Raw genomic sequence first — 20,057 nt, forward strand, 5'->3', positions numbered from 1 at the left:
CAGGAGGGAATGTGTCATGCGCGAGACAGACAGAGGAATGATTACTGCCACTCAAGTTATTGAAATTGGAGTAAGTTGCAACATTTCTCTTGAAGCAATGGCTCACGAAATTGAAATGCGCCGCGCGTCAAGAATGCAAAGCCAAACCGTAGGCGCAGAAGATGAATGAGCAGGTCTTTGAAATCTGGCGCCCTATTTTTCAAGAGCTATTCAGCTTTGCGCCTGATTTTTCTCTCATCAAGATTCCGCAAGCTCAAGGTAATCTTGTCCTTCCGGTTTTGATGCCACAAGAGCTGACTAGAAGAAAGCTCGGATTTCAGGAAAGAATTTTTGGTGCGTGCAAAGAGCTTTTCCCAAGCTGGAAAGGTGTCGATAGTCTTGATGAATCCGTCACGCACAATGACAGAACGCCAAAGGATGGCTCTTACGCAGTGCGTGTCGGCAATCATTTTGAAGCAACAGATGGCGATGAAGCCCTGAAAGGACTCTCGGCACAAGCCATTTGGCAAAGACATATCGCCACTATCACCTTGGCGGAGCGGATGATGCTTGAGCTTTACAAATTTAGAACAGTTCAAAAGCATCTTGATAAATATAATCGGACGCTTTGCTCCGGTTCGCGGGACTCGGATGGTTTTGTCCCGTTCGCGGACTGGGGCGGCGGCGGCTTCGATGTCTATTGGTGTCGCCCGTGGGTCATCGACGGCGGCCTTCGTTCTCGTGTAGTAGTTTTCTAATTTATTCTTGTTCCTTTTAACTTTTTTCCCTTTCTCCGTTTTGCGGTTGCAAAACGGAGAATTTTTTTATAAAATAAAATTGGTTAATAAATTGGCTCCGCTTTTGCATGGGGCAACAATTTGCCAATTTTAGGGAACTGCTTATCTGGCTCTATATTATACTCTTACGAGGTTGCGTAGAGAAAACGCAGGCAATTTTGAAAAAGATTGCCAGTGCTTTGGACAGAGTCGGATAATATGCGTTCGCAGGACTCGGATGGTAATGTCCCGAACGCGAACTGGAACGGCGGCAACTTCAATGTCAATTGATACAACCCGAAGAACGTCAACGACAACCTTCGTTCTCGTGTAGAAGTTTCCAAAAAGAAAAAGGAGCTATTTATTTCAGCTCCTTTTTTGCAAATACTTTATCCAGCCATTCGCCATTTTAGATATTTCCTGTAATTGTTTTTGTAATGAGAGATAATCTTTTATTTTAATTATATCCAGTTCATGCATCAATCGAATCAACCGTTTTAATATTTCAGTTTGGATTTGCAGTTTTTTAAGTATTGGATGCTTTTCATTTTTGGCTATTAGGGCGGATTCAATTGACAGTTCTAAACATTTAAGACAGGCGGTTTCAATCTTGTTCCCAATCCCCAGCTTGTCTCCTTTTTGCAATTTTTTATTCAGGGTATAAATATTTTTATAAAATTCAGTAATTATATGAACAATAGGCGGACAGATAGCGTTGGGGGGGGGTAATACTAAATGTATTCATAATGTTTTTAATAAAATTATTTCAAGCGAAAATTTATTTTTAGCTTGGCGCGAATTCAGGCGTGGCAAAAGAAAAAAGTATGAAATACAGCAATTTGAATTTTATCTTGAAGATAATATTTTTGAATTGCAGCGGATATTGGAAGAAAGAAAGTATATACCGGGAAAATATATTTCTTTTTGCGTGCGCGACCCAAAGTTGCGTAATATTCATAAGGCATTTGTTCGCGACCGTCTCGTTCATCATGTGCTTTTTAGAATATTGTATCCCATTTTTGATAAAAGGCAAATTTTTAATTCTTATTCCTGCCGGCTGGAAAAAGGAACGCATAAAGGGGTGTTAAAGTTGGAAGAATTTGCGCGCAAATTGAGCATTAATTATAAAAAACCGATTTACGCGCTTAAATGTGATATCAAGAAGTTTTTTCACAGCATTGACCACGATATTTTATTAAGATTAATTAAAAGTGGTGGAATTGATATCGAAACAATACGGTTATCCCACAAAATTATAAAAAGTTTTGAAATGGAGAGTGGCAAGGGATTGCCTCTTGGAAATGTGACCAGCCAGCTATTTGCTAACATTTATCTTAATGAACTGGACCAATTTATAAAGCATACTTTGAAAGAAAAGTTTTATTTGCGATATTGCGATGATTTTATTATTCTTGGCAGTAACAAGAATTATTTGACAGGACTTATTCCACAAATTAACAATTTTTTATTAAAAGAATTAAAATTATCAATGCATCCCAACAAAGTTATTGTTCGCAAATTTAGACAGGGAATAGATTTTCTAGGATATGTATCACTGCCTCATTACAGGGTTTTAAGAATTAAGACAAAAAAGCGAGTTATTAGGAAAATAAAGATGAATTTGAGAAAGTTAGAATCAGGGCAGATAACTGGAGAAAATTTTTATCAAATGATTCAATCTTATTTAGGCATTCTGAAGCATTGCAAGGGAGATGATATAAAAAAACAAATTTATGATATTATAAAAGATATAGAACTATGCAATACAAAACAAAAAATGAAAAACAGACACTGCAAATAGCAAAAGATTTCGCTAAGCGACTCCACGGTGGAGAGATGATTTTGTTATATGGCGATTTGGGAGCAGGAAAAACGGTTTTTGTAAAAGGTATGGCAAAGACGCTCGGCATTATGGAAACAGTTAAAAGTCCGACTTTTAATATTCTAAAACTTTATCCAATTAAGAAGTTAAATAATAATTCTTGGACTTCAGAGTTTTGTCATATTGATGCTTATCGGTTGAATTCATTGGAAGAACTTTTGGATATTGGCGTGGAAGATTATATAAACAATGAGTCTGTCACGGTTATTGAATGGGCAGATAGATTAAAGGGAATAGAAAAAATGGGACAAAAGATAATAAAAATAAAAATAGAGCATGGAGAAAAAGAAGATGAGAGGAAAATAGAAATTGAATAAACTATTAAAGTAGCGCCAACAGGCACTACTTGATTTTTATATAGTTTCTGCTTAATATATTAATAAGAGGTTCTTTGACAAGGAGAGGTTCGTGAAATATATCAAATTAACAAATAAGGGCACAGTCAATAGATTGCTTTTAGAGGTTATTGGATTAGGCACAAAAAAGAGTAAAACTAATAATGGAATATCTGTCGGTCAGTGGCAGTCCGGTTTTAAATTAGCAACACCCGCAGCCTTACGTTTAGGAATCGACGTTGTTGCATCCAGTGAAGATACTAACGGTCCATATATTCTAAGTTTTGAGATATTGCCTATTAGTTTTATCCATGAAAATGTAACAATAGAAAGCGGAATTATCAGATATGTTTATAGCGACGGAACAATAAAAGACATATCAATCTCTATTGATGCTTTTCCGGAATTTGATAAGCCAATAGGAGATGATGATAATTCGGCTTATCCGTCTTTGCGAGAATATATTGCCAACGCAAGAGATGAAGATATTGACTACAAAATAGAAACAAATGTTACAGAGATTTGTCAAGCGCCTCGTGGCTATACGGTTATTTATATTGAGCAAAGAGAAGAATTGCTGGAGATGCTGGATAGATTATCCATTCGATACTTTAAATTTTTGGAAGAAATTCCGCTTTTGATAGTTCCGGAGCTTGGAGCAATTTATCCAAAATCAGAAAAAGGCAAAACGCGATTTTTTAATCATGGATATTTAGTTGGATGCCAAGAAAAGGATGACTTTGGCGGTTCTTGTTTTGATTATGATGTATTTGGTAAAGATATTGTAAACGAAATGAGATGGATAAAAGACGAATATTCTTTTAATAAAAGACTGGCAAAACTGTTTTGTCGTATTGACGAATATGATCTTTTAAAAACAATAATCGCTTTTGCTGTACAAAATCCGTTTGCATACGAAGGTGTAGTCTTCGGTTTAGTAGAACAAGAAAGTATATCAGATGAGTTTAAGGCACTTTGTCAACGAGTTTGGAGTGATATTTTTGGCAAAAACGCTTATCTTAAATCTGATAATGCATTTATTGATGCAAACGCAGAAACAATGGGATTTAAGTCGGTAAGTCCGGGGTATAATTTGAATATTTTTTTAAAAAAAGCTGGAATATTGACAGTAAAAGATGTTATAAGGGACAGGCTTCGGAATATTTTATTTAGAGATCCGGATGCAAATGAAAAAGCGCGTATTTTTTCCATAATAGAAAGGTATATTTCAAGGATTAAGTTTTATAGAGAAAGTTCTGCAAAGTATCCAGTAAAAATAATGAAAGATCCTAGTGGGATGGTTAATGGTTTGGCGCTCCAGTTTGAAGAAATATGCATTGAAGAGAAGCTTCTGGAAGGTAATGACTCTGATATTCTATTAACCTACCTTCATGAATTACGGCATTGTCTAAGTAAAAGAACTGACTCCGACTTTAGAGAGTTTATGCATTACGCAGATATGGAGATAAGATTTTTATTCTCTCTGTTAAGGGTAGCTCTTGATGCATTAGAAAAAAAAGGAGCCAAGTTGTCCAGTATACATGATGAATTTGCAGACTTGGTATAATATAAAACCCCCAGCCAAAATGAGCTGGGGGTTTATAATTAAAGTTTATGTATAATTTATTCCGCAACGCGGAACACTTCTTCAATTGTTGTAATTCCGTCCAATGCTTTTAGGAGTCCATCTTGTGCCATTGTAATCATGCCATTTTTTACTGCGATCTCTTGCATTTTATATTCTGATATTTCTGCCGATAAAATAACTTGTTCAACCTCTTTGTTGATTACAAAAATTTCATAAATTCCAACCCTGCCTTTATAGCCCATTTCAGCGCAAGCCACACATCCCGCTCCTTTATAAAATTTTAGATTAGTCAAATCCGGTCGGTCTTTATTGTCTTCTGGTATTTGTGACAAAATATCTTTAACTCTGTTTAACTCTTCGGTAGATGGTTGGTATTCTTTTTTACATTCAGGACAAATCTTTCTAATTAATCGTTGAGCAATAATTGCATTCAGTGCAGGTGCAAGTAGAAACGGTTTTACACCCATAGATAAAAATCGAGGGATAGCGCCTGCTGCGCTATTGGTATGAATTGTAGATAAAAGTAAATGCCCCGTTAATGCCGCCTGTATAGCGGTTTCCGCTGTTTCCAAATCGCGGATTTCTCCAACCATTACAATATCAGGGTCTTGACGCAAGATTGATTTCAATCCTTTAGCAAATGAATATTCTTTTGAATGGTCAATTTGGCTTTGATTAATTCCTTCTAATCGATATTCGATTGGATCTTCCAACGTTATTATTTTTACGCCCGGCCTGTTTAGTTTGGTTAGGATTGAATAAAGCGTTGTAGTTTTTCCTGAACCCGTGGGACCCGTTGTAATTATCATGCCGTTAGGTCGCTCTATTTGACGTTTCATCTCTTCATATGAGGCACCCCTAAATCCTAATTTTTCGAAATCAAGACCTGCCGCTTCAGAGCGTAAAAGACGCATTACGACACTTTCGCCATAAGCAGTTGGAATCGTAGAAACACGAACATCTGTTTTTTCATTATCAATATTTATAGTAAATCTACCGTCCTGAGGTCTAGTTGTGATGTTTAATTTTAATGAAGACAAAAGTTTGATGCGTGAGATTATTTGTTTCCAATTTTCTTTTGGTACGGACGCGACATCTTGTAAGATGCCGTCGATTCTATAGCGAATTTTTACATCATTTTCCTCCGCTTCAATATGAATATCGGAAACTTTAGATTCTACAGCCCCCGCGACAATAAAAGTTACTAAATTCGTTGTAGAAACGCCTTTTATTTTTTCTGCCAAATCTGTAAATGATTTTATTTCACGCCGAAATTTTTCTATATCTTCAGATTTTATCTCCACGCCTTTTTTTATTTCTTTTATTGTTGGCAAAGCAGCATAAAGTTTTAATGCGTTTTTGAGCGATTGGATAGATATTTTATAAATTCTAATATTAGAATGTTGTCGTTCTCCTATTTGATATGCGATTTCTTTTACTTTTTCGTTTTTTGGATCCAATGCCCCGATTCTTGTTTCTCCGCCCCCATGAAAAAAAGAAACCATTTTATTTGTGTCCGCAAGTTCTTTTGGCAGTAATTTCAAAGTTTCCGGAGCAATAGGAAAGCCGGTTAAATTTATATAAGAGTCACCCAAAGAGGAGGCTTCTTCTTTTGTTTCTTCTTCTTTTTCTTTCAAGCGTATTTCTTCTATTTTTTCTGTGTATTTTTCTTGCGTTTCAGAAAGTACCTCCCCTTGTTTTTTTAGTAAATCATCAATTGATGGTAATGGCATAAAATCATTAAAACAAAATTATTAGAATCACGCGTCGCTGAGCTTAAGAATTATTATCCGAATATCCTATGCAATTTGGACAACACCCCGCCTTTATTTATTCTATCAAAAATAAAAGTCCATGCAACAATTTGGAAGGCTGAGTAGAAGCTGCCGACTAATACCATTAATACTATGCTTATTAAAATCCAGATAGCAATAATAACTGTAGAGATGCCGGATATTGTACTAGCGGCTGAATAAAAGAGAAGCAAAAGTATCATAAACGGTATGGATAAGAGCACGATGGATGCCGTAAGGGTAAGCTTTAGAATAAAATTAACCGCAAAAAGTATTACCGAAGCCTCAATACTTACTATCCAATTTTTTTTAAACAAATCCCACGAATGTTTTATTGATGAGAAAAAAGATTTTTCTTTTAAAATTGAAAAACATGACGCGTAGACTATTAGGAATGTAATTAATAAAGATATTGCAATAAATAATAACGCTACAAAAAAATAAAAAAACGCTCTGCCTATTGAATGGTCTATAATAATGAATGACAGTGTCCAGCCAGTAAAAGCTAAGAGGCAGGTGATTAACACTTTTCCTAAAATATTTATTCCCAAAATTTGCCAAAAATGTTGTTTACCTTCTTTTAGTACGACACGAAGACTCAGCTTTTTTTTATTTTGATCTAATTTTTGAGCTGATTTGATTAGCCCGCTAAAAGAAATAACCGCCAGCCAGATTAAAAAAGCTATTAGAGCTGTAGCAAAAATTAAGAAAAAAATTGTTAGAATAGCGTTACCTATATTTATTTTGTCCAAGTTTTTGGAAATAATAATTCCGGATAATGAGATAGATGTTATTTTATTTGCAAAAGAACTGAATATCTCAATATTGTTTATGCTGTTTTTGACGGTTATTTCGTACAAACTGCCAAGTCCTAAAAATGTAGTGAAAAACCCCAATATCCATAAAAATCGGTTTCGCCAAGTAACTAAAAAAGCTCGCTTTATTATATCTCGATAAAGAGATGATGAGTCGATTTTCATATGCCTCCTTAAAAAGCTATAAGCTGTAAGCTGTGGGCTATAAGCATATAGCGATATTTATTTTTTAAATAGTGATTCAAACTCTTCTTTTTCTATAATTTCTTGTTTTAATAAAATATCCACTATTTCTTTTAGTTTTTCTTTATTTTTTGAAATGATTTCATGTGCTTTTTTTTCGGCTTCTTTCATTAAATGGGTTATTTCCTCATCGATTACTTGCGCTGTTGTTTCGCTATAATCTTTTTGTTCGGTGAAATCACGTCCCAAAAATACCACATCTTCTTTGTGTCCATAAGTCCGTGGTCCTAATTTTTCACTCATACCATATTGGGTAACCATAGTTCTTGCAAGACGGGTGGCAACCCGCAAATCATTTGAAGCCCCAGTTGTTAAGTCGCTTTCACCAAAAATCATTTTTTCGGTCGCATATCCTCCAAGAGCAACTGCAAGTTCAGCTAAAAATTCTCCGCGTGTTTTGAGGTATCGTTCTTTTTCTGGTAATTTCAAAGTGTAGCCGGCGGCGTGTCCGCGCGAAATAATAGAGATTTTGTGAACGAGATCAGAATAAGGACTTTCGTGAGCAACAAGAGCGTGTCCTGCTTCATGGTATGCAGTAATCTCTTTTTCTTCTTTTGAGAGAACTCTGCTTTTTCTTTCAGGTCCAAGCATAACTTTCTCGATTGCTTCAGTCAGCTCGTCCATAGTCATTTCTTTTTTATTTCTGCGTGCAGTAAGTATCGCCGCTTCATTCATAAGATTTGCCAGGTCTGCGCCGGAAAATCCCGGTGTTCGCTCAGCAATTCTTTTAATATCTACATTTTTTGCGATTGGTTTTCCTTTTGCATGTATTTTTAAAATTTCTGCGCGGTCAATTATATCCGGCATATCAAGGACAATTCTGCGGTCAAAACGTCCCGGGCGAAGAAGCGCCGGGTCAAGAACATCCGGTCTATTCGTTGCGGCCATAACAATTATTCCTTGATTAGGATCAAATCCATCCATCTCAACGAGAATTTGGTTTAATGTTTGCTCGCGCTCGTCATGAGAACCGCCCATACCGGTTCCGCGCTGTCTGCCAACCGCATCTATCTCATCAACGAAAATAATACAAGGTGTATTTTTTTTAGCTTTTGCAAAAAGGTCGCGAACGCGACTTGCCCCAACACCAACAAACATTTCTACAAATTCTGAACCAGAAATATGGAAAAAGGGAACTTCCGCTTCACCGGAAACAGCGCGCGCCAAAAGTGTTTTTCCAGTACCAGGGCTTCCCATAAGAAGAACTCCTTTTGGTATTTTTGCTCCGACGGAAATAAATTTTTTCGGATGTTTCAAAAATTCTACAACTTCTTGCAGTTCTTCTTTTGCTTCTTTTTCTCCTGCGACATCTTTGAAGGTTATCTTGTTTTTAGAATTTTTAGCTATTTCTCGCGCGCCTGATTTTCCAAAACTCATTGCCCGCGTGTTTGCGCCTTGTATCTGGCGAGTCATTATGTAAATAAAAATTCCTATAAATATAAATGGTATTAAAAATGGTAGAAGTGTTTTTAGCCAATAAGAAAAACCAGATTCTTCTTTAACCTCGATTTGTATTGTTTTAATTTTTTCAGGATTTACTGCGTAGTTAGAAAGAAGAGTGGTTAAACTATCTTGTGGCTCTTTTGAAACTTCTTCTGTTGTATCGTCATTCAATGTTACACTTAATTTGTTATCCTGAATTTCAATTTTTTTAATTTGCCCGAGTTCTATTTGGTTTACAAGCGTACCGATATCTTTTATTTCCGGTTTATCTGTTTGTAGATTATACGTACTAAAAAGTCCGGCAATTGCCAGAAAAATAATTAAAAATAAAAGAATATTTTTTAGGAGAGGTGAATTTTTTGCTTTCATAGTATGTTTTAATTATATAGTAAAAATAACACTTTGTATATTATATATAATAATAGGAAGGCGGTCAAGGATTAAAAAATCTCCCAATTGGGAGATTTGAGTTAGAAAGTAAAAGTGCTGATGCCTGGGTAACCCCAAGGAAATTTATTTACCATGATTGTTTGTTCTCTGTCTGGACCGACAGAGATGCCGGAGATGGTAACCCCGAGTTTTTCGCATACGTACCGGGGGATTGCTAGTGCCTTTAAGCTCAGATCACTGATATCGCGAGCGCCGGAAATGTCCTCGTCAAATCCATCAAGGCTAATATAATTCGGTTCAGCTTCGTGAAGAAGCTCTGCTGGGATATCGTTCCAGCTGGTAATTGTTTCTCCTCTGAATCTGTAAGACACACATATCCTGAGAGGATGGAGTCCACGCAAAACATCTAGTTTTGTCCAGAAAAGTTCTTTGATGCCATTAGCCCCTACTGCATGTCGCAGTTGGACAAGGTCTAACCAACCACATCTTCTGTCTCTACCGGTTGTCGATCCATATTCAGCGCCTACTGTACGAATGTGTTTTCCAACCTCATAAAGAAGCTCTGTAGGGAATGGTCCTCCACCAACACGAGTTGTATATGTTTTTACAACACCAATAACTTTTTGAATATCCATCGGACCCAAACCGCTTCCTGATGCTGCGGCACTTGCTAGCGTTGTGGATGAAGTGACGAAGGGGTATGTACCTTGATCCATATCAAGTTCTGCACCTTGCGCGGCTTCAAATAAGATTTTTAAATTCAGTGCTTTTGTGTCCTGGATTATCGGATGAATATTGTCTATATATGGCGCAAGATTGTGGCTTGCCAAGCAAAGCAGTCCGACAACCGAAGAAACAGAATGCCTTTCTCCGCCCAAGCGTTCAATCTCCGGATTGGCTTTTGCCAATGCTTTTTCCGCCAGTCCTCTAAAAAGCTCGGGGTAACGCAAGTGTCCCATTCTGATTCCGCAACGGGCAGCTTTGAACTCATAAGCCGGGCCAATGCCTCGTCCGGTTGTACCGATTTTTCCGGTTTTTTGCGCTTCGCGCAGTTTGTCCAAATCAATATGATACGGCATTATAATGTGCGCCAGATTGGAGATTCTGAGATATTTTTTTGCGTCTTGCAAGAGACCGATTGCCTGCAAAGTATGGATTTCGTCATTCAGAGCCAGTGGATCAAGTACCATATGGTGCCCTAAAACCAAAGTTTTTCCCGGATGGATAACACCACTTGGGATTAGGTGGAGAATAAGCTTTTTGCCGTCTACAACCAGAGTATGCCCGGCGTTATTTCCTCCGCCAAAACGAATAATTATGTCTGCTTTTTCACTTAGCAAGTCAACGATCTTTCCTTTTCCCTCATCTCCCCATTGGGTACCTACAACCACAATGGATTGCATTGTCCTCTCCTTCCCAAGAGTTAAATAACCGTAATTATATTAACATCAAATATTAAAAAAAGCCAGAAATCGTCCGATTTGGTATGATTTGACACTTTTTATAATATATGTTAATATACATTCATACATTCGGCATACTTTATTATTAAGATTAGCTTCTTTTGGTGCTGAGAAGAAGCATTTTTTGTATAAAAAATATGACAGACGAAAAAATAATTGAAAAAGAAGACGAAAAAGCAATTACTGTAAGAGGAGAAGAATTTCGAGAACTGTTAAAGGATAAACAGTTTTTACAAATTCCAAAATCAGGCGACTTGGTAAAAGGAGCAGTTGTTTCCGTATCTAAAAGTGAAGTAAAAATTGATTTGCCAGGTTACCGCACAGGTGTTGTCCGTGGAAATGAACTTTACGGCGAATCAGAAGAGTTTTCCGGTCTTAATGTTGGCGATGAAGTGGAGGCAACCGTAGTTGATTTGGAAAATGAAAATGGTGATGTTGAACTTTCTTTCCGATTTGCTGGCCAGCAAAAAACTTGGGGTAATTTGGACGAGCTCAGAAAGACAGGTGAAAAAGTTAAAGTCAAAGTCCAAGAAGCAAACAAAGGCGGATTGATTATAAAACTTTTTGGAATTCAGGGATTTATTCCTGTTTCACAACTATCACCGGAGAACTATCCTCGTGTTCAGGGTGGAGACAAATCAAAAATTTTAGAGAAATTGCGCAGTTTAGTTGGTCAGGAAATAGAAGTTAAAATTTTGGACGCAGATCAGCAACAGGAAAAACTTATTGCTAGCGAAAAGCAAATTTGGGAAGAAGATCAAAAAGAAAATATTGCTAAATATAAGGTTGGCGATTTAGTAGAAGGAACCATCACCGCTGTTACCGATTTTGGAGTTTTTGTAAAATTTGATGACTTAGAGGGGCTTATTCATATCAGCGAACTTGCCTGGCAGAGAATTGATAGCCCGCAGGATTTATTCAAAGTCGGCGATAAGGTAAAAGCTGTAATTGTTAATATTCAAGGTTCAAGAATTTTCTTATCAATTAAAAAACTTCAGGACGATCCATGGAAAGACGTAAATGAAAAATACAAAATTGGCGACAAGGTAAAAGCCAAAGTCTTGAAGACAAATCATTTCGGTCTTTTTGTTGAGCTCGATAAAGATATTCATGGATTAGTCCATATTTCAGAGTTGGGTAAACATAAGCCGGAAGATTTTAAAGAAAATGATGAAGTTGAAGCAACGATTATTTCCATTGAGCCGAATGAGCATAGATTGGGTCTTAGTATGAAACCACAAGAACAAGAAAGCAAGAAAACTAAAAAACAAGAAAATACAGAAGCAGAAAAAAAATTGGAAGAAGAAGTTAGAGAAGAAGCTTCTTCAGAAGAAAAAGAAGAAATAGCGTCTGAGGAAAAGCCTGAAGAACAAAAAGAAAAGGTTTCCGAACCAGAAGAAGCTGTATCTGACCAAGCAAAAGAAGAATAAAATTTTTTTAGACATCAAACAAAAATCCCGCATTGCGGGATTTTTGATATTTATATAGAATAGAAGTAAGAGGATTAACCATTATTTTATGAATAAATTATTACAAGAGCTAAAAATTTTTTTAGATTTTCTTCCCGAAGGCTTTGCAGATAAACCAAATATTGATTTTGCAAAAGAAGTTCTTACTGAAGACGATGCGCGTCAGATTGTTGAGTTTGGGAAAAAATCATTTCCTTATGTATATGCTTATTCAAAAGTTTTTGATGATTGTTGTCGGATAAAAGAAGAAGCCGGTATTCATAATTTTATAGAAGATGAAAGCGTACGGAAAAGGTTTGATAAGTTTTTACGAGATGGCGGAGAGGTAGAACAGATCAAGCAAGGTAAGGTGCACGAAGAATATTTGAGCAGGGAAGATGTGCTTGCTTTTCAAAATGCCGAACGTGAGGTGCATAAAGAGGTTCATCGCGAAGTGGCGGAGCGGATTGCCGGACAGGATAAAGAAAAATTTGGAGAATACGTTGAGGAAGGAAAAAAGAAGGTTCTGCTAATTGAAGAAAAAATTGCCAATTTGCGTCAAATGGCAGGAGAGCTTCCTGAGCATTCTTCAGAAATAAATCAAAAAATAATGGAGTTGGAAGAACGTTGGGTGAACTATAGCAACGAACCCCAAATACAGGATTTGGATGAACTTTTGGAATTTTATGGCGCTGTTGCCACAGCGGAATATTAGAGTCAAGACATCAAGGAGGTATGCGATGGCCTTTTCAAAACCGATTGGTATATTGTCGTTTTTTTTATCAAGAAGTGAAAAACAATGTGAAAAGTTTGGGGGACGGTTTCAGTGTATGCGAGGGCTCTTAGAACCGCACATTTGCAGGTTTGTGGAAGAGTTATATGAAAATGCGCTGAACGGCCTGAATATCGAAGAAGATAGCAGTTTTTTTCAACCGCTTGAGTGGTATTTTTTATCTTCAGAAGAAAAAAACAGTTAAGAGAAATGGAAGGGTTCTTTAGGGCGGCACTGGAAGACGAACAAGAAAATTTGACAGAAGAAGACAAGGAGGAAATAAAGCAACTTAAAGCCACTATTAATGTATTCAATGCCATGCAAGACGGAAAAATCAAATTAGTGGATGAATATAAAAATGATGAAGAAATAAAAAAGGAGCTAATCGTTGAAGGTTGTCAGATGTCTGCTGATATGATAGTAAGGGCATTATTTGAGACCTGTTTAGAATTCTTTGAAGATGGTGTTTCAAGTTTGGAAGTTAATGAGCTGGTTGAAGCAATTGATTTTATAGACGTAAGATTAGATCAAGAGCTTTCACAAAAATATTGGCCGGAGATAAAAATAATTTTGCGCAAGCTAATGCCAGAACTTTTGAAAGAAAGCTTGGTTGACGTAGGTGAGAGGGGTGATAAGCAAGGTCATTTCTAAATTTTTTATTCAGAGACTCTAAATAGAGTCATTATGTATCCTATAAGTTGGGAAGTAGCCCAAGTTTGGGCACATTCATAACCCCAATTCCAGTCATTTTTGACTGGTTTTTTCATAGGCGGACAGCTTTATAACCATTTACTTCTAGCCCTTGCGCCAATTTTAAATTTATGGTAATATTTTATTATATTAATAATGTATAAAATATGATTTTAAACATTCTTTATCACGGTTTATCATGCTTTTCCATAGAGGCAAAAGGTGTCAACAAGACGACATCTCTTGTTATCAATCCATTTGATACGAAGGGTATGGGACTTAGATTACCAAGAACTCTTTCTGCGGAAATTGTTGCTATTATAGATAATAAAAATAAGCTTTATAATAATTTTTCTGCTGTTTCTGGATCAGAGCTTGTAGTTACAGAACCAGGCGAATATGAAAAAGGCGGAATTTTTATTTACGGTATCCCTGTTAAAAGCGACACAGATGAAAAAACAGAAGAATCTATGATTTTTAGATTTGAATTTGAAGATATGGCTATGGCGCATCTTGGTGGGCTAAAACATAAATTGAGAGATGAGAGTTTATCCGAACTTGAAAATATAGATATTCTTCTTTTACCGGTTGGCGGAGGAGATTCTATTGATTATAAGAAAGCAGCGGAAATAGCCAATCAAATTGAGCCAAGAGTTATTATCCCGATGCAATATAAAATGCCGGGGCTTACTATTAATTTGGATGATGTGCAAAAATTCTTAAAAGAGTATGGCACAAAAGAAGAAACGATGAATAAGTTAAAAATTGCAAGAAAAGATTTACCGGAAGAAGAAACAAAAGTAATAGTTTTGGAGAAAGCATAGCAAAGAGTGTAAATTTCTATTTTTGAACTTATTTTTTATGTCTTCAGACAAAAAAAAATTACATATGTGGCTTTGGGTAATGGGTATAACGTTTGTAATCGGAGTTGTTTGGGTTGCGCTTACAAATTATAATATCAGCGCGACTATTCTTAGCACCAAAAATAGCAAGAGCTCCGATAAGGACACATTATCAGAATTAAAAGATGATTTAAAAAAACAGATGGAAGAAATTGATAAAATGATGAACGAGCATACGCCTCAGGGATCAGAGGTACCGGTATCAACAAGCACAGAAGAATCTCATGGTGATATCAAAAATTTAGAATAAAAAAATATGTCCGACGAAAAACAATTAGAAGCTGAAAATAATATCGGCCAGGTAGAAAATATAAATATTGTCGCCGAAATGCAGGAGTCTTATTTGGATTATGCAATGAGTGTTATTATTTCACGTGCTTTACCCGATGTTCGTGATGGTTTAAAACCAGTCCATCGCAGAATTTTGTATGCAATGTGGCAGATGGGACTTCGTTCTGGCGGGAAATTTCGTAAATCAGCAACTGTTGTTGGTGAAGTTTTGGGAAAATATCATCCGCATGGCGATTCAGCGGTTTATGATTCTATGTCCAGAATGGCACAGGATTTTGCGCTCCGTTATACACTTGTGCATGGTCAAGGAAACTGGGGCTCAATCGATGGCGACCCGGCTGCTGCTATGCGTTATACTGAAGCAAAAATGCGAGGTATTACTGAAGAGCTTTTGTATGACATCGATAAGGAAACAATCGACTTTGTTCCAAATTATGATGCTACGCAAAAAGAACCAAAGGTCATGCCAGCCAAACTCCCCAATCTTCTTTTGAATGGGTCAATGGGTATTGCTGTTGGTATGGCGACAAATATCCCACCACATAATTTAACAGAAGTATGCGGTGCGCTAACTCATTTAATAGATAATCCGGATTGCGGAGTTGATGATTTGATGGAGTTCGTAAAAGGACCGGACTTTCCTACCGGAGGAATTATTTTTGATAAAAATGAAATAAAGACAGCTTATGCCACGGGAAAGGGCGGAATAGTAATGCAGGCTAAAACGGATATACAGGAAGATAGTGGTAAATTCAGAATTATTATTAGCGAGATTCCTTATCAGGTAAATAAATCAACTTTAATAGAAAAAATTGCTGAGCTTGTTCAAACAAAAAAAATAGAAGGCATTAGAGATGTGCGCGACGAGTCTTCAAAAGAAGGAATTAGAATTGTGATAGAGCTTAAAAAAGATGCCTATCCTAAAAAAGTTTTGAATCGTCTTTTTGTGCTCACTCAACTTCAGGGAACATTTCATGTAAATATGCTGGCGCTTGTAGACGGCATCCAACCAAAAGTACTTACTTTAAAAAATGTTTTGGAAGAATACATAAGACATCGTTTGGGAGTTATAAAACGTAGAGTAGAATATGATTTAACCAGAGCTCGCGAACGTGCTCATATTTTAGAAGGCTTGAAAATCGCGATTTTAAAAATAGATTTAATTATTTCTACAATTAAGAAAAGTAGCGATAAAGATGAAGCAAAAATAAATCTAATAAAAAAATTCAAACTTACAGAGATTCAATCGCTTGCTATTTTGGAGATGCGTTTGCAACAATTGGCAAACATGGAACGAATAAGGGTTGAGCAGGAATTAAAAGAGAAGATGGCGCTTATAAAAGAACTAGAAGATCTTTTGAGTTCAAAAAATAAGATGGCGGGCGTTTTAAAGGATGAGATAAAAGAGTTGAAAGAAAAATATGGTGATGAAAGAAGAACCAAAGTTGTTTCGCATGGCGTCAAAGAATTTAAGCCGGAAGATTTAGTGCCGAATGAGTCAGTCATTGTTATGATTACGCAGGATGGATATATTAAGCGTATTCCGCCAGATACCTTCAAAAGTCAGGGAAGAGGAGGCAAGGGCGTAATGGGTCTTACTACAAAAGAAGAAGATATCGTAGAAGTTCTTTTTTCAACAATGACACATAATGACCTTTTCTTTTTTACAACCAGAGGAAGAGTATTCCAACTTAAAACATATGACGTTCCACAGGCAACACGAACCGCAAAGGGTCAGGCACTACAGAACTTTTTGCAATTAGGACCGAATGAAAAAGTTTCCACAGTTCTTTCGTTTGATGATATCAGCGAAGAAAAATATCTTGTTATGGCAACCAAAAAAGGATTGATTAAAAAAGTAGCGCTTGATGAGTTTAAAAATGTTCGACGTTCCGGGCTCATTGCAATTGGTCTTCATGATGATGATTATTTGGAATGGGTAAAGCCTTCAAGTGGAAATAATGATATAATGATAGTAACTGCAAATGGACAGGCCATAAGATTTAAAGAAACAAATGTTCGGGCAATGGGTAGAACTGCTGCAGGCGTCCGAGCTATCCGTCTTAAGAAAAATGATTGCGTTGTGGGAATGGATGTCGTAGATCCAAAAATGGTTAATAAAAATATTCTGGAATTATTTATTGTTACGGAAAAAGGTTATGGTAAGAAGACAACGTTAAAATCATATAAGGTTCAAGGAAGGGGAGGCTCTGGAATTAAGACAGCGAATATAACTGTTAAAACCGGTGAGATAGTGCGTGCTTTTATTGCTAACACTGAAGATGACGGTCGAGATATAATAATAATTTCGGAAAAAGGACAAGTAATAAGAATGAAATTTGGTGGAGTCCCATCTTTGGGACGGGCAACCCAGGGAGTTCATCTTATGCGTTTTAAGGCCGAGAGTGACAAGGCCGCGTCCGTTACCTTGATATAAGATAGAAAATTAAAAAAAGAATTATATTTATTTAATTAACTGCTATAAATTATGAAACCTAAAGTAAAGACAAACAAGGCAAAGCAAGGCCATCGCAGATCTCATGATGCTCTAACACCGGCTACGCTTACGAAGTGTAAAAAATGTGGCGCAACAAAACGTCCTCATTTTGCATGTCCAAAATGTAACTAATTCATATGGCCAATAGACATTTAGCCAGAGCCTTAGCAATGCAAACACTCTATGAGTGGGATTTTAGAAATGCAATGAAAGGCGAAGAAAAAATAAAAAATATTATAAATTACGATAAAGAACAGTTTGCCACAGGATTAGATGATAAGGGTTTTGTAAAAGAGCTTATTGATGGCGTAAAAAAATATAAAGAAGAAATAGATGAGATTATTACGAGATATGCTCCAGAATGGCCATTGGATCAAATAACAACGGTTGATAGAAATGTTTTACGGATTGGTATTCTAGAGCTTAAGCATTCTCCGAATATTCCGGCAAAAGTTGCGATAAATGAGGCGATAGAATTGGCAAAAAATTTTGGTGGAGAATCGAGCGGAAAATTTGTAAATGGTGTTTTGGGCGCAATATATAAGGATATGGTAGAGGCTGGAGAAGTAAAAGATGTTGATAAGGAGAAGCCAGAAAAAGAAGAAGAACCATCCTTGGCTGTTCCGAACGAGAGCGATGCAGAAGCCGAGGGTTCACAAATTCTAGAAGAGATAAAATAATTAATAATTACGAATTATAAATTACGAATTGGGATATCTGCTCTTGATTCATAATTCATGATTCCTGATTCTCTCAAGTATGAAAGATGTAACGGCACTCGCTAAAAAACTTGGTGTAAAATTTAAAAATATTGATTTTTTAACTACAGCGGTTGCACACCGCTCTTATTTAAATGAGCATCCAAAATTTCGGTTGGGACATAATGAGCGTTTAGAATTTTTAGGAGATGCGGTAATAGAGTTGGTCGTTACAGAATATTTATTTGAAAATTATCCAAATCCAGAAGGTGATCTTACTAATTGGCGCGCTTCGCTTGTAAACGCCAATACTTTAGGTGAGTTATGCAGAGATTTGGGAGTGGAAGATTATATGCTTCTTTCGCGTGGAGAGATGAAAGACAAAGATTCCAAAGCTCGTCTTTATATTTTAGCCAATGCCTTTGAATCAATCGTTGGCGCAATTTATTTAGATGGCGGATATAAAGCAGCGGATGTTTTTTTAAAAAAATATTTATTAATAAAACTTTCAGAAATTTTGGAGAAAAAGTTATATCTTGACCCAAAGAGCAGATTTCAGGAGGTGGCGCAGGAAAAATTTGGCGTTACTCCAAATTATAAGGTTTTGAAAGAAGTTGGACCTGACCATGCAAAAAAATTTACTATTGGAGTTTATATTGGAGATGAAAAAATTGCCGAGGGTAAAGGTACTTCAAAGCACGAAGCACAAGTGGATTCTGCCCGTGCCGGATTGGAAGCTAAGGGTTGGGAGTAATAAAAGAATTACAAATTATCATTTACGAACTACGAATAAAAAAGCTGCGATTACGTAGCTTTTTTGTAATCAGCATTATTTGTAGTATAATATTATGTATAATTCCATAACCCATCATTCATAATTTTTAATTCATAATTTGTATGACTATAGATCAACTATTTAAAACAGTTATAAAGAATAAGGCGTCTGACTTACATCTAACTACTGAACTTCCGCCAATTTTAAGAATTAGTGGAGAACTTATTAAAGTAAAAACAAAACCGCTTACCGCGAAACAGATAGAAGCCTTAGTTTTTGCAATGATTGATAAAACGCTCCAACAAAAATTTATAAAAAATAGAGAATTGGATATTGCCTATTCTCTATCATCAGGCGAACGTTTCCGTGTTAATTTATTTTTTGAAGAAGGCTCTATCAGTATGGCGGCTCGCGCTATTCCAAAAGATATACCGTCAATGAAAGATTTGGAATTACCTGAGATAGCAGAAAAATTTACCAACCTTCCTCACGGACTTGTTTTAGTAACCGGTCCGACTGGTTCTGGAAAATCAACAACTTTGGCAGCAATGGTAAACCGTATCAATAAAACGCGTGCCGAAAATATAATTACATTGGAAGATCCTGTGGAATTTAATTTTGTTCCTGTAAAATCAGTCATAAGACAGAGACAACTAGGAACAGATATGTTAAGCTTTGCCGAAGGGATGAAACACCTTCTGCGTCAAGACCCAAACGTAATTATGGTAGGGGAGATGCGTGATTTGGAAACTATCTCTTCAGCGTTGACTTTAGCAGAAACAGGGCATTTGGTTTTTGCCACTTTGCATACCTATAGCGCAGCCCAGACAGTGGATCGCATTATCGATGTTTTTCCTCCATATCAGCAACCGCAAATAAAAATTCAATTAGCAATGACTTTACGTGGTATTATTTCTCAACAGCTCGTTCCAAAACATGGCGGAGGTAGAACGGCGATTCGCGAGATTTTAATAAATAATGCGGCTATCGCAAACCTAATTCGCGAAGGAAAGGTTCAACAAATAAAAACAGTTTTACAGACAAGTGCTAAATCGGGGATGTTTACCATAGAGCAAGATATAAAACGAGCTGTAAAAGATGGAAAGATTGATGACAAAACAGCAGATATTTATTTGATAAGATAATTTTAAAGATAGTAAAATACCCCATTTTTAATAAAAACAAAATTAAAAATCCTGCAAATGCAGGATTTTTAAGTCCGCCCAGCAGGATTTGAACCTGCGACCGTTTGCTTAAGAGGCAACTGCTCTACCGGC

At 36.5% G+C, this 20,057-nt stretch carries 20 protein-coding genes and 1 tRNA gene (1 of these 21 running past the window's edge); 15 read left to right on the forward strand and 6 right to left on the reverse strand.

Annotation, left to right across the window (positions count from 1 at the left end):
* The first annotated feature begins 161 nt into the window (after positions 1-161).
* Positions 162-737 (forward strand): hypothetical protein, encoded by a 576-nt coding sequence (locus COU51_03250; protein PIR66529.1) that lies wholly within the window; start codon positions 162-164, stop codon positions 735-737.
* Between the two features lie 384 nt (positions 738-1,121).
* Here COU51_03250 and COU51_03255 read toward each other — a convergent pair whose 3' ends face one another.
* The gene (locus tag COU51_03255) at positions 1,122-1,496 is read right to left on the reverse strand and encodes a hypothetical protein (GenBank protein PIR66530.1); all 375 of its coding nucleotides are present in this window, start codon (positions 1,494-1,496) and stop codon (positions 1,122-1,124) included.
* Between COU51_03255 and COU51_03260 the strand changes: the two genes are divergently transcribed.
* The 3 genes from COU51_03260 to COU51_03270 all read left to right on the forward strand — a co-directional run bounded on the left by COU51_03260 (position 1,453) and on the right by COU51_03270 (position 4,539).
* Complete coding sequence (locus COU51_03260; GenBank protein PIR66531.1) at positions 1,453-2,556, forward strand: RNA-dependent DNA polymerase; 1,104 nt, start codon at positions 1,453-1,455, stop codon at positions 2,554-2,556. The genes COU51_03255 and COU51_03260 overlap by 44 nt on opposite strands.
* Positions 2,514-2,954: a tRNA (adenosine(37)-N6)-threonylcarbamoyltransferase complex ATPase subunit type 1 TsaE gene (locus COU51_03265; GenBank protein PIR66532.1), complete on the forward strand. Its 441-nt coding sequence runs from the start codon at positions 2,514-2,516 to the stop codon at positions 2,952-2,954. The genes COU51_03260 and COU51_03265 overlap by 43 nt, the downstream gene beginning before the upstream one ends.
* Before the next feature lie 91 nt (positions 2,955-3,045).
* Positions 3,046-4,539 (forward strand): hypothetical protein, encoded by a 1,494-nt coding sequence (locus tag COU51_03270; GenBank protein PIR66533.1) that lies wholly within the window; start codon positions 3,046-3,048, stop codon positions 4,537-4,539.
* Between the two features lie 56 nt (positions 4,540-4,595).
* On the opposite strand, the gene COU51_03275 is transcribed toward COU51_03270, so the two are convergent.
* From COU51_03275 to COU51_03290, 4 genes are all read right to left on the reverse strand, one after another.
* Positions 4,596-6,293, reverse strand: a complete 1,698-nt coding sequence (locus tag COU51_03275) for a hypothetical protein (protein ID PIR66534.1) — start codon at positions 6,291-6,293, stop codon at positions 4,596-4,598.
* Positions 6,294-6,346: 53 nt separating this feature from the next.
* Positions 6,347-7,333 carry a hypothetical protein gene (locus COU51_03280; protein ID PIR66535.1) on the reverse strand — a complete coding sequence of 329 codons (987 nt, stop codon included), beginning with the start codon at positions 7,331-7,333 and terminating at the stop codon, positions 6,347-6,349.
* Between the two features lie 57 nt (positions 7,334-7,390).
* Positions 7,391-9,223, reverse strand: coding sequence for a cell division protein FtsH (locus tag COU51_03285; protein ID PIR66536.1), 1,833 nt, complete (start codon positions 9,221-9,223; stop codon positions 7,391-7,393).
* A 101-nt stretch (positions 9,224-9,324) separates the two neighbouring features.
* Positions 9,325-10,647: an adenylosuccinate synthase gene (locus COU51_03290; protein PIR66537.1), complete on the reverse strand. Its 1,323-nt coding sequence runs from the start codon at positions 10,645-10,647 to the stop codon at positions 9,325-9,327.
* Between the two features lie 197 nt (positions 10,648-10,844).
* Here COU51_03290 and COU51_03295 point away from each other — a divergent pair, with 197 nt between their 5' ends.
* From COU51_03295 to COU51_03345, 11 genes are all read left to right on the forward strand, one after another.
* A complete protein-coding gene (locus tag COU51_03295) occupies positions 10,845-12,137 on the forward strand; it encodes a 30S ribosomal protein S1 (protein PIR66538.1) in 1,293 nt (430 codons plus the stop codon).
* 88 nt (positions 12,138-12,225) lie between these two features.
* The gene (locus tag COU51_03300; GenBank protein ID PIR66539.1) at positions 12,226-12,870 is read left to right on the forward strand and encodes a hypothetical protein; all 645 of its coding nucleotides are present in this window, start codon (positions 12,226-12,228) and stop codon (positions 12,868-12,870) included.
* Positions 12,871-12,895: 25 nt separating this feature from the next.
* Positions 12,896-13,132 carry a hypothetical protein gene (locus COU51_03305; protein ID PIR66540.1) on the forward strand — a complete coding sequence of 79 codons (237 nt, stop codon included), beginning with the start codon at positions 12,896-12,898 and terminating at the stop codon, positions 13,130-13,132.
* 5 nt (positions 13,133-13,137) lie between these two features.
* Positions 13,138-13,578 carry a hypothetical protein gene (locus COU51_03310; protein ID PIR66541.1) on the forward strand — a complete coding sequence of 147 codons (441 nt, stop codon included), beginning with the start codon at positions 13,138-13,140 and terminating at the stop codon, positions 13,576-13,578.
* Positions 13,579-13,784: 206 nt separating this feature from the next.
* Positions 13,785-14,441, forward strand: coding sequence for a hypothetical protein (locus COU51_03315; GenBank protein ID PIR66542.1), 657 nt, complete (start codon positions 13,785-13,787; stop codon positions 14,439-14,441).
* A 37-nt stretch (positions 14,442-14,478) separates the two neighbouring features.
* Entirely contained in the window at positions 14,479-14,769 is a 291-nt protein-coding gene (locus COU51_03320; protein ID PIR66543.1) for a hypothetical protein, read from the forward strand.
* Between the two features lie 6 nt (positions 14,770-14,775).
* Positions 14,776-17,247, forward strand: a complete 2,472-nt coding sequence (locus tag COU51_03325) for a DNA gyrase subunit A (GenBank protein PIR66544.1) — start codon at positions 14,776-14,778, stop codon at positions 17,245-17,247.
* Positions 17,248-17,295: 48 nt separating this feature from the next.
* On the forward strand, positions 17,296-17,439 hold the full coding sequence (gene rpmF, locus COU51_03330) for a 50S ribosomal protein L32 (GenBank protein ID PIR66545.1): 144 nt from the start codon (positions 17,296-17,298) through the stop codon (positions 17,437-17,439).
* A 5-nt stretch (positions 17,440-17,444) separates the two neighbouring features.
* The gene (gene nusB / locus COU51_03335; GenBank protein PIR66546.1) at positions 17,445-17,987 is read left to right on the forward strand and encodes a transcription antitermination factor NusB; all 543 of its coding nucleotides are present in this window, start codon (positions 17,445-17,447) and stop codon (positions 17,985-17,987) included.
* A gap of 79 nt (positions 17,988-18,066) precedes the next feature.
* Positions 18,067-18,759 carry a ribonuclease III gene (gene rnc / locus COU51_03340; protein ID PIR66547.1) on the forward strand — a complete coding sequence of 231 codons (693 nt, stop codon included), beginning with the start codon at positions 18,067-18,069 and terminating at the stop codon, positions 18,757-18,759.
* 143 nt (positions 18,760-18,902) lie between these two features.
* A complete protein-coding gene (locus COU51_03345) occupies positions 18,903-19,925 on the forward strand; it encodes a type IV pili twitching motility protein PilT (GenBank protein ID PIR66548.1) in 1,023 nt (340 codons plus the stop codon).
* Between the two features lie 73 nt (positions 19,926-19,998).
* On the opposite strand, the gene COU51_03350 is transcribed toward COU51_03345, so the two are convergent.
* Positions 19,999-20,057: transfer RNA gene (locus COU51_03350), tRNA-Lys, on the reverse strand; it runs 14 nt beyond the window's last position.

The organism is Parcubacteria group bacterium CG10_big_fil_rev_8_21_14_0_10_36_14 (genome assembly GCA_002772895.1).
Classification (GTDB): Bacteria; Patescibacteriota; Patescibacteriia.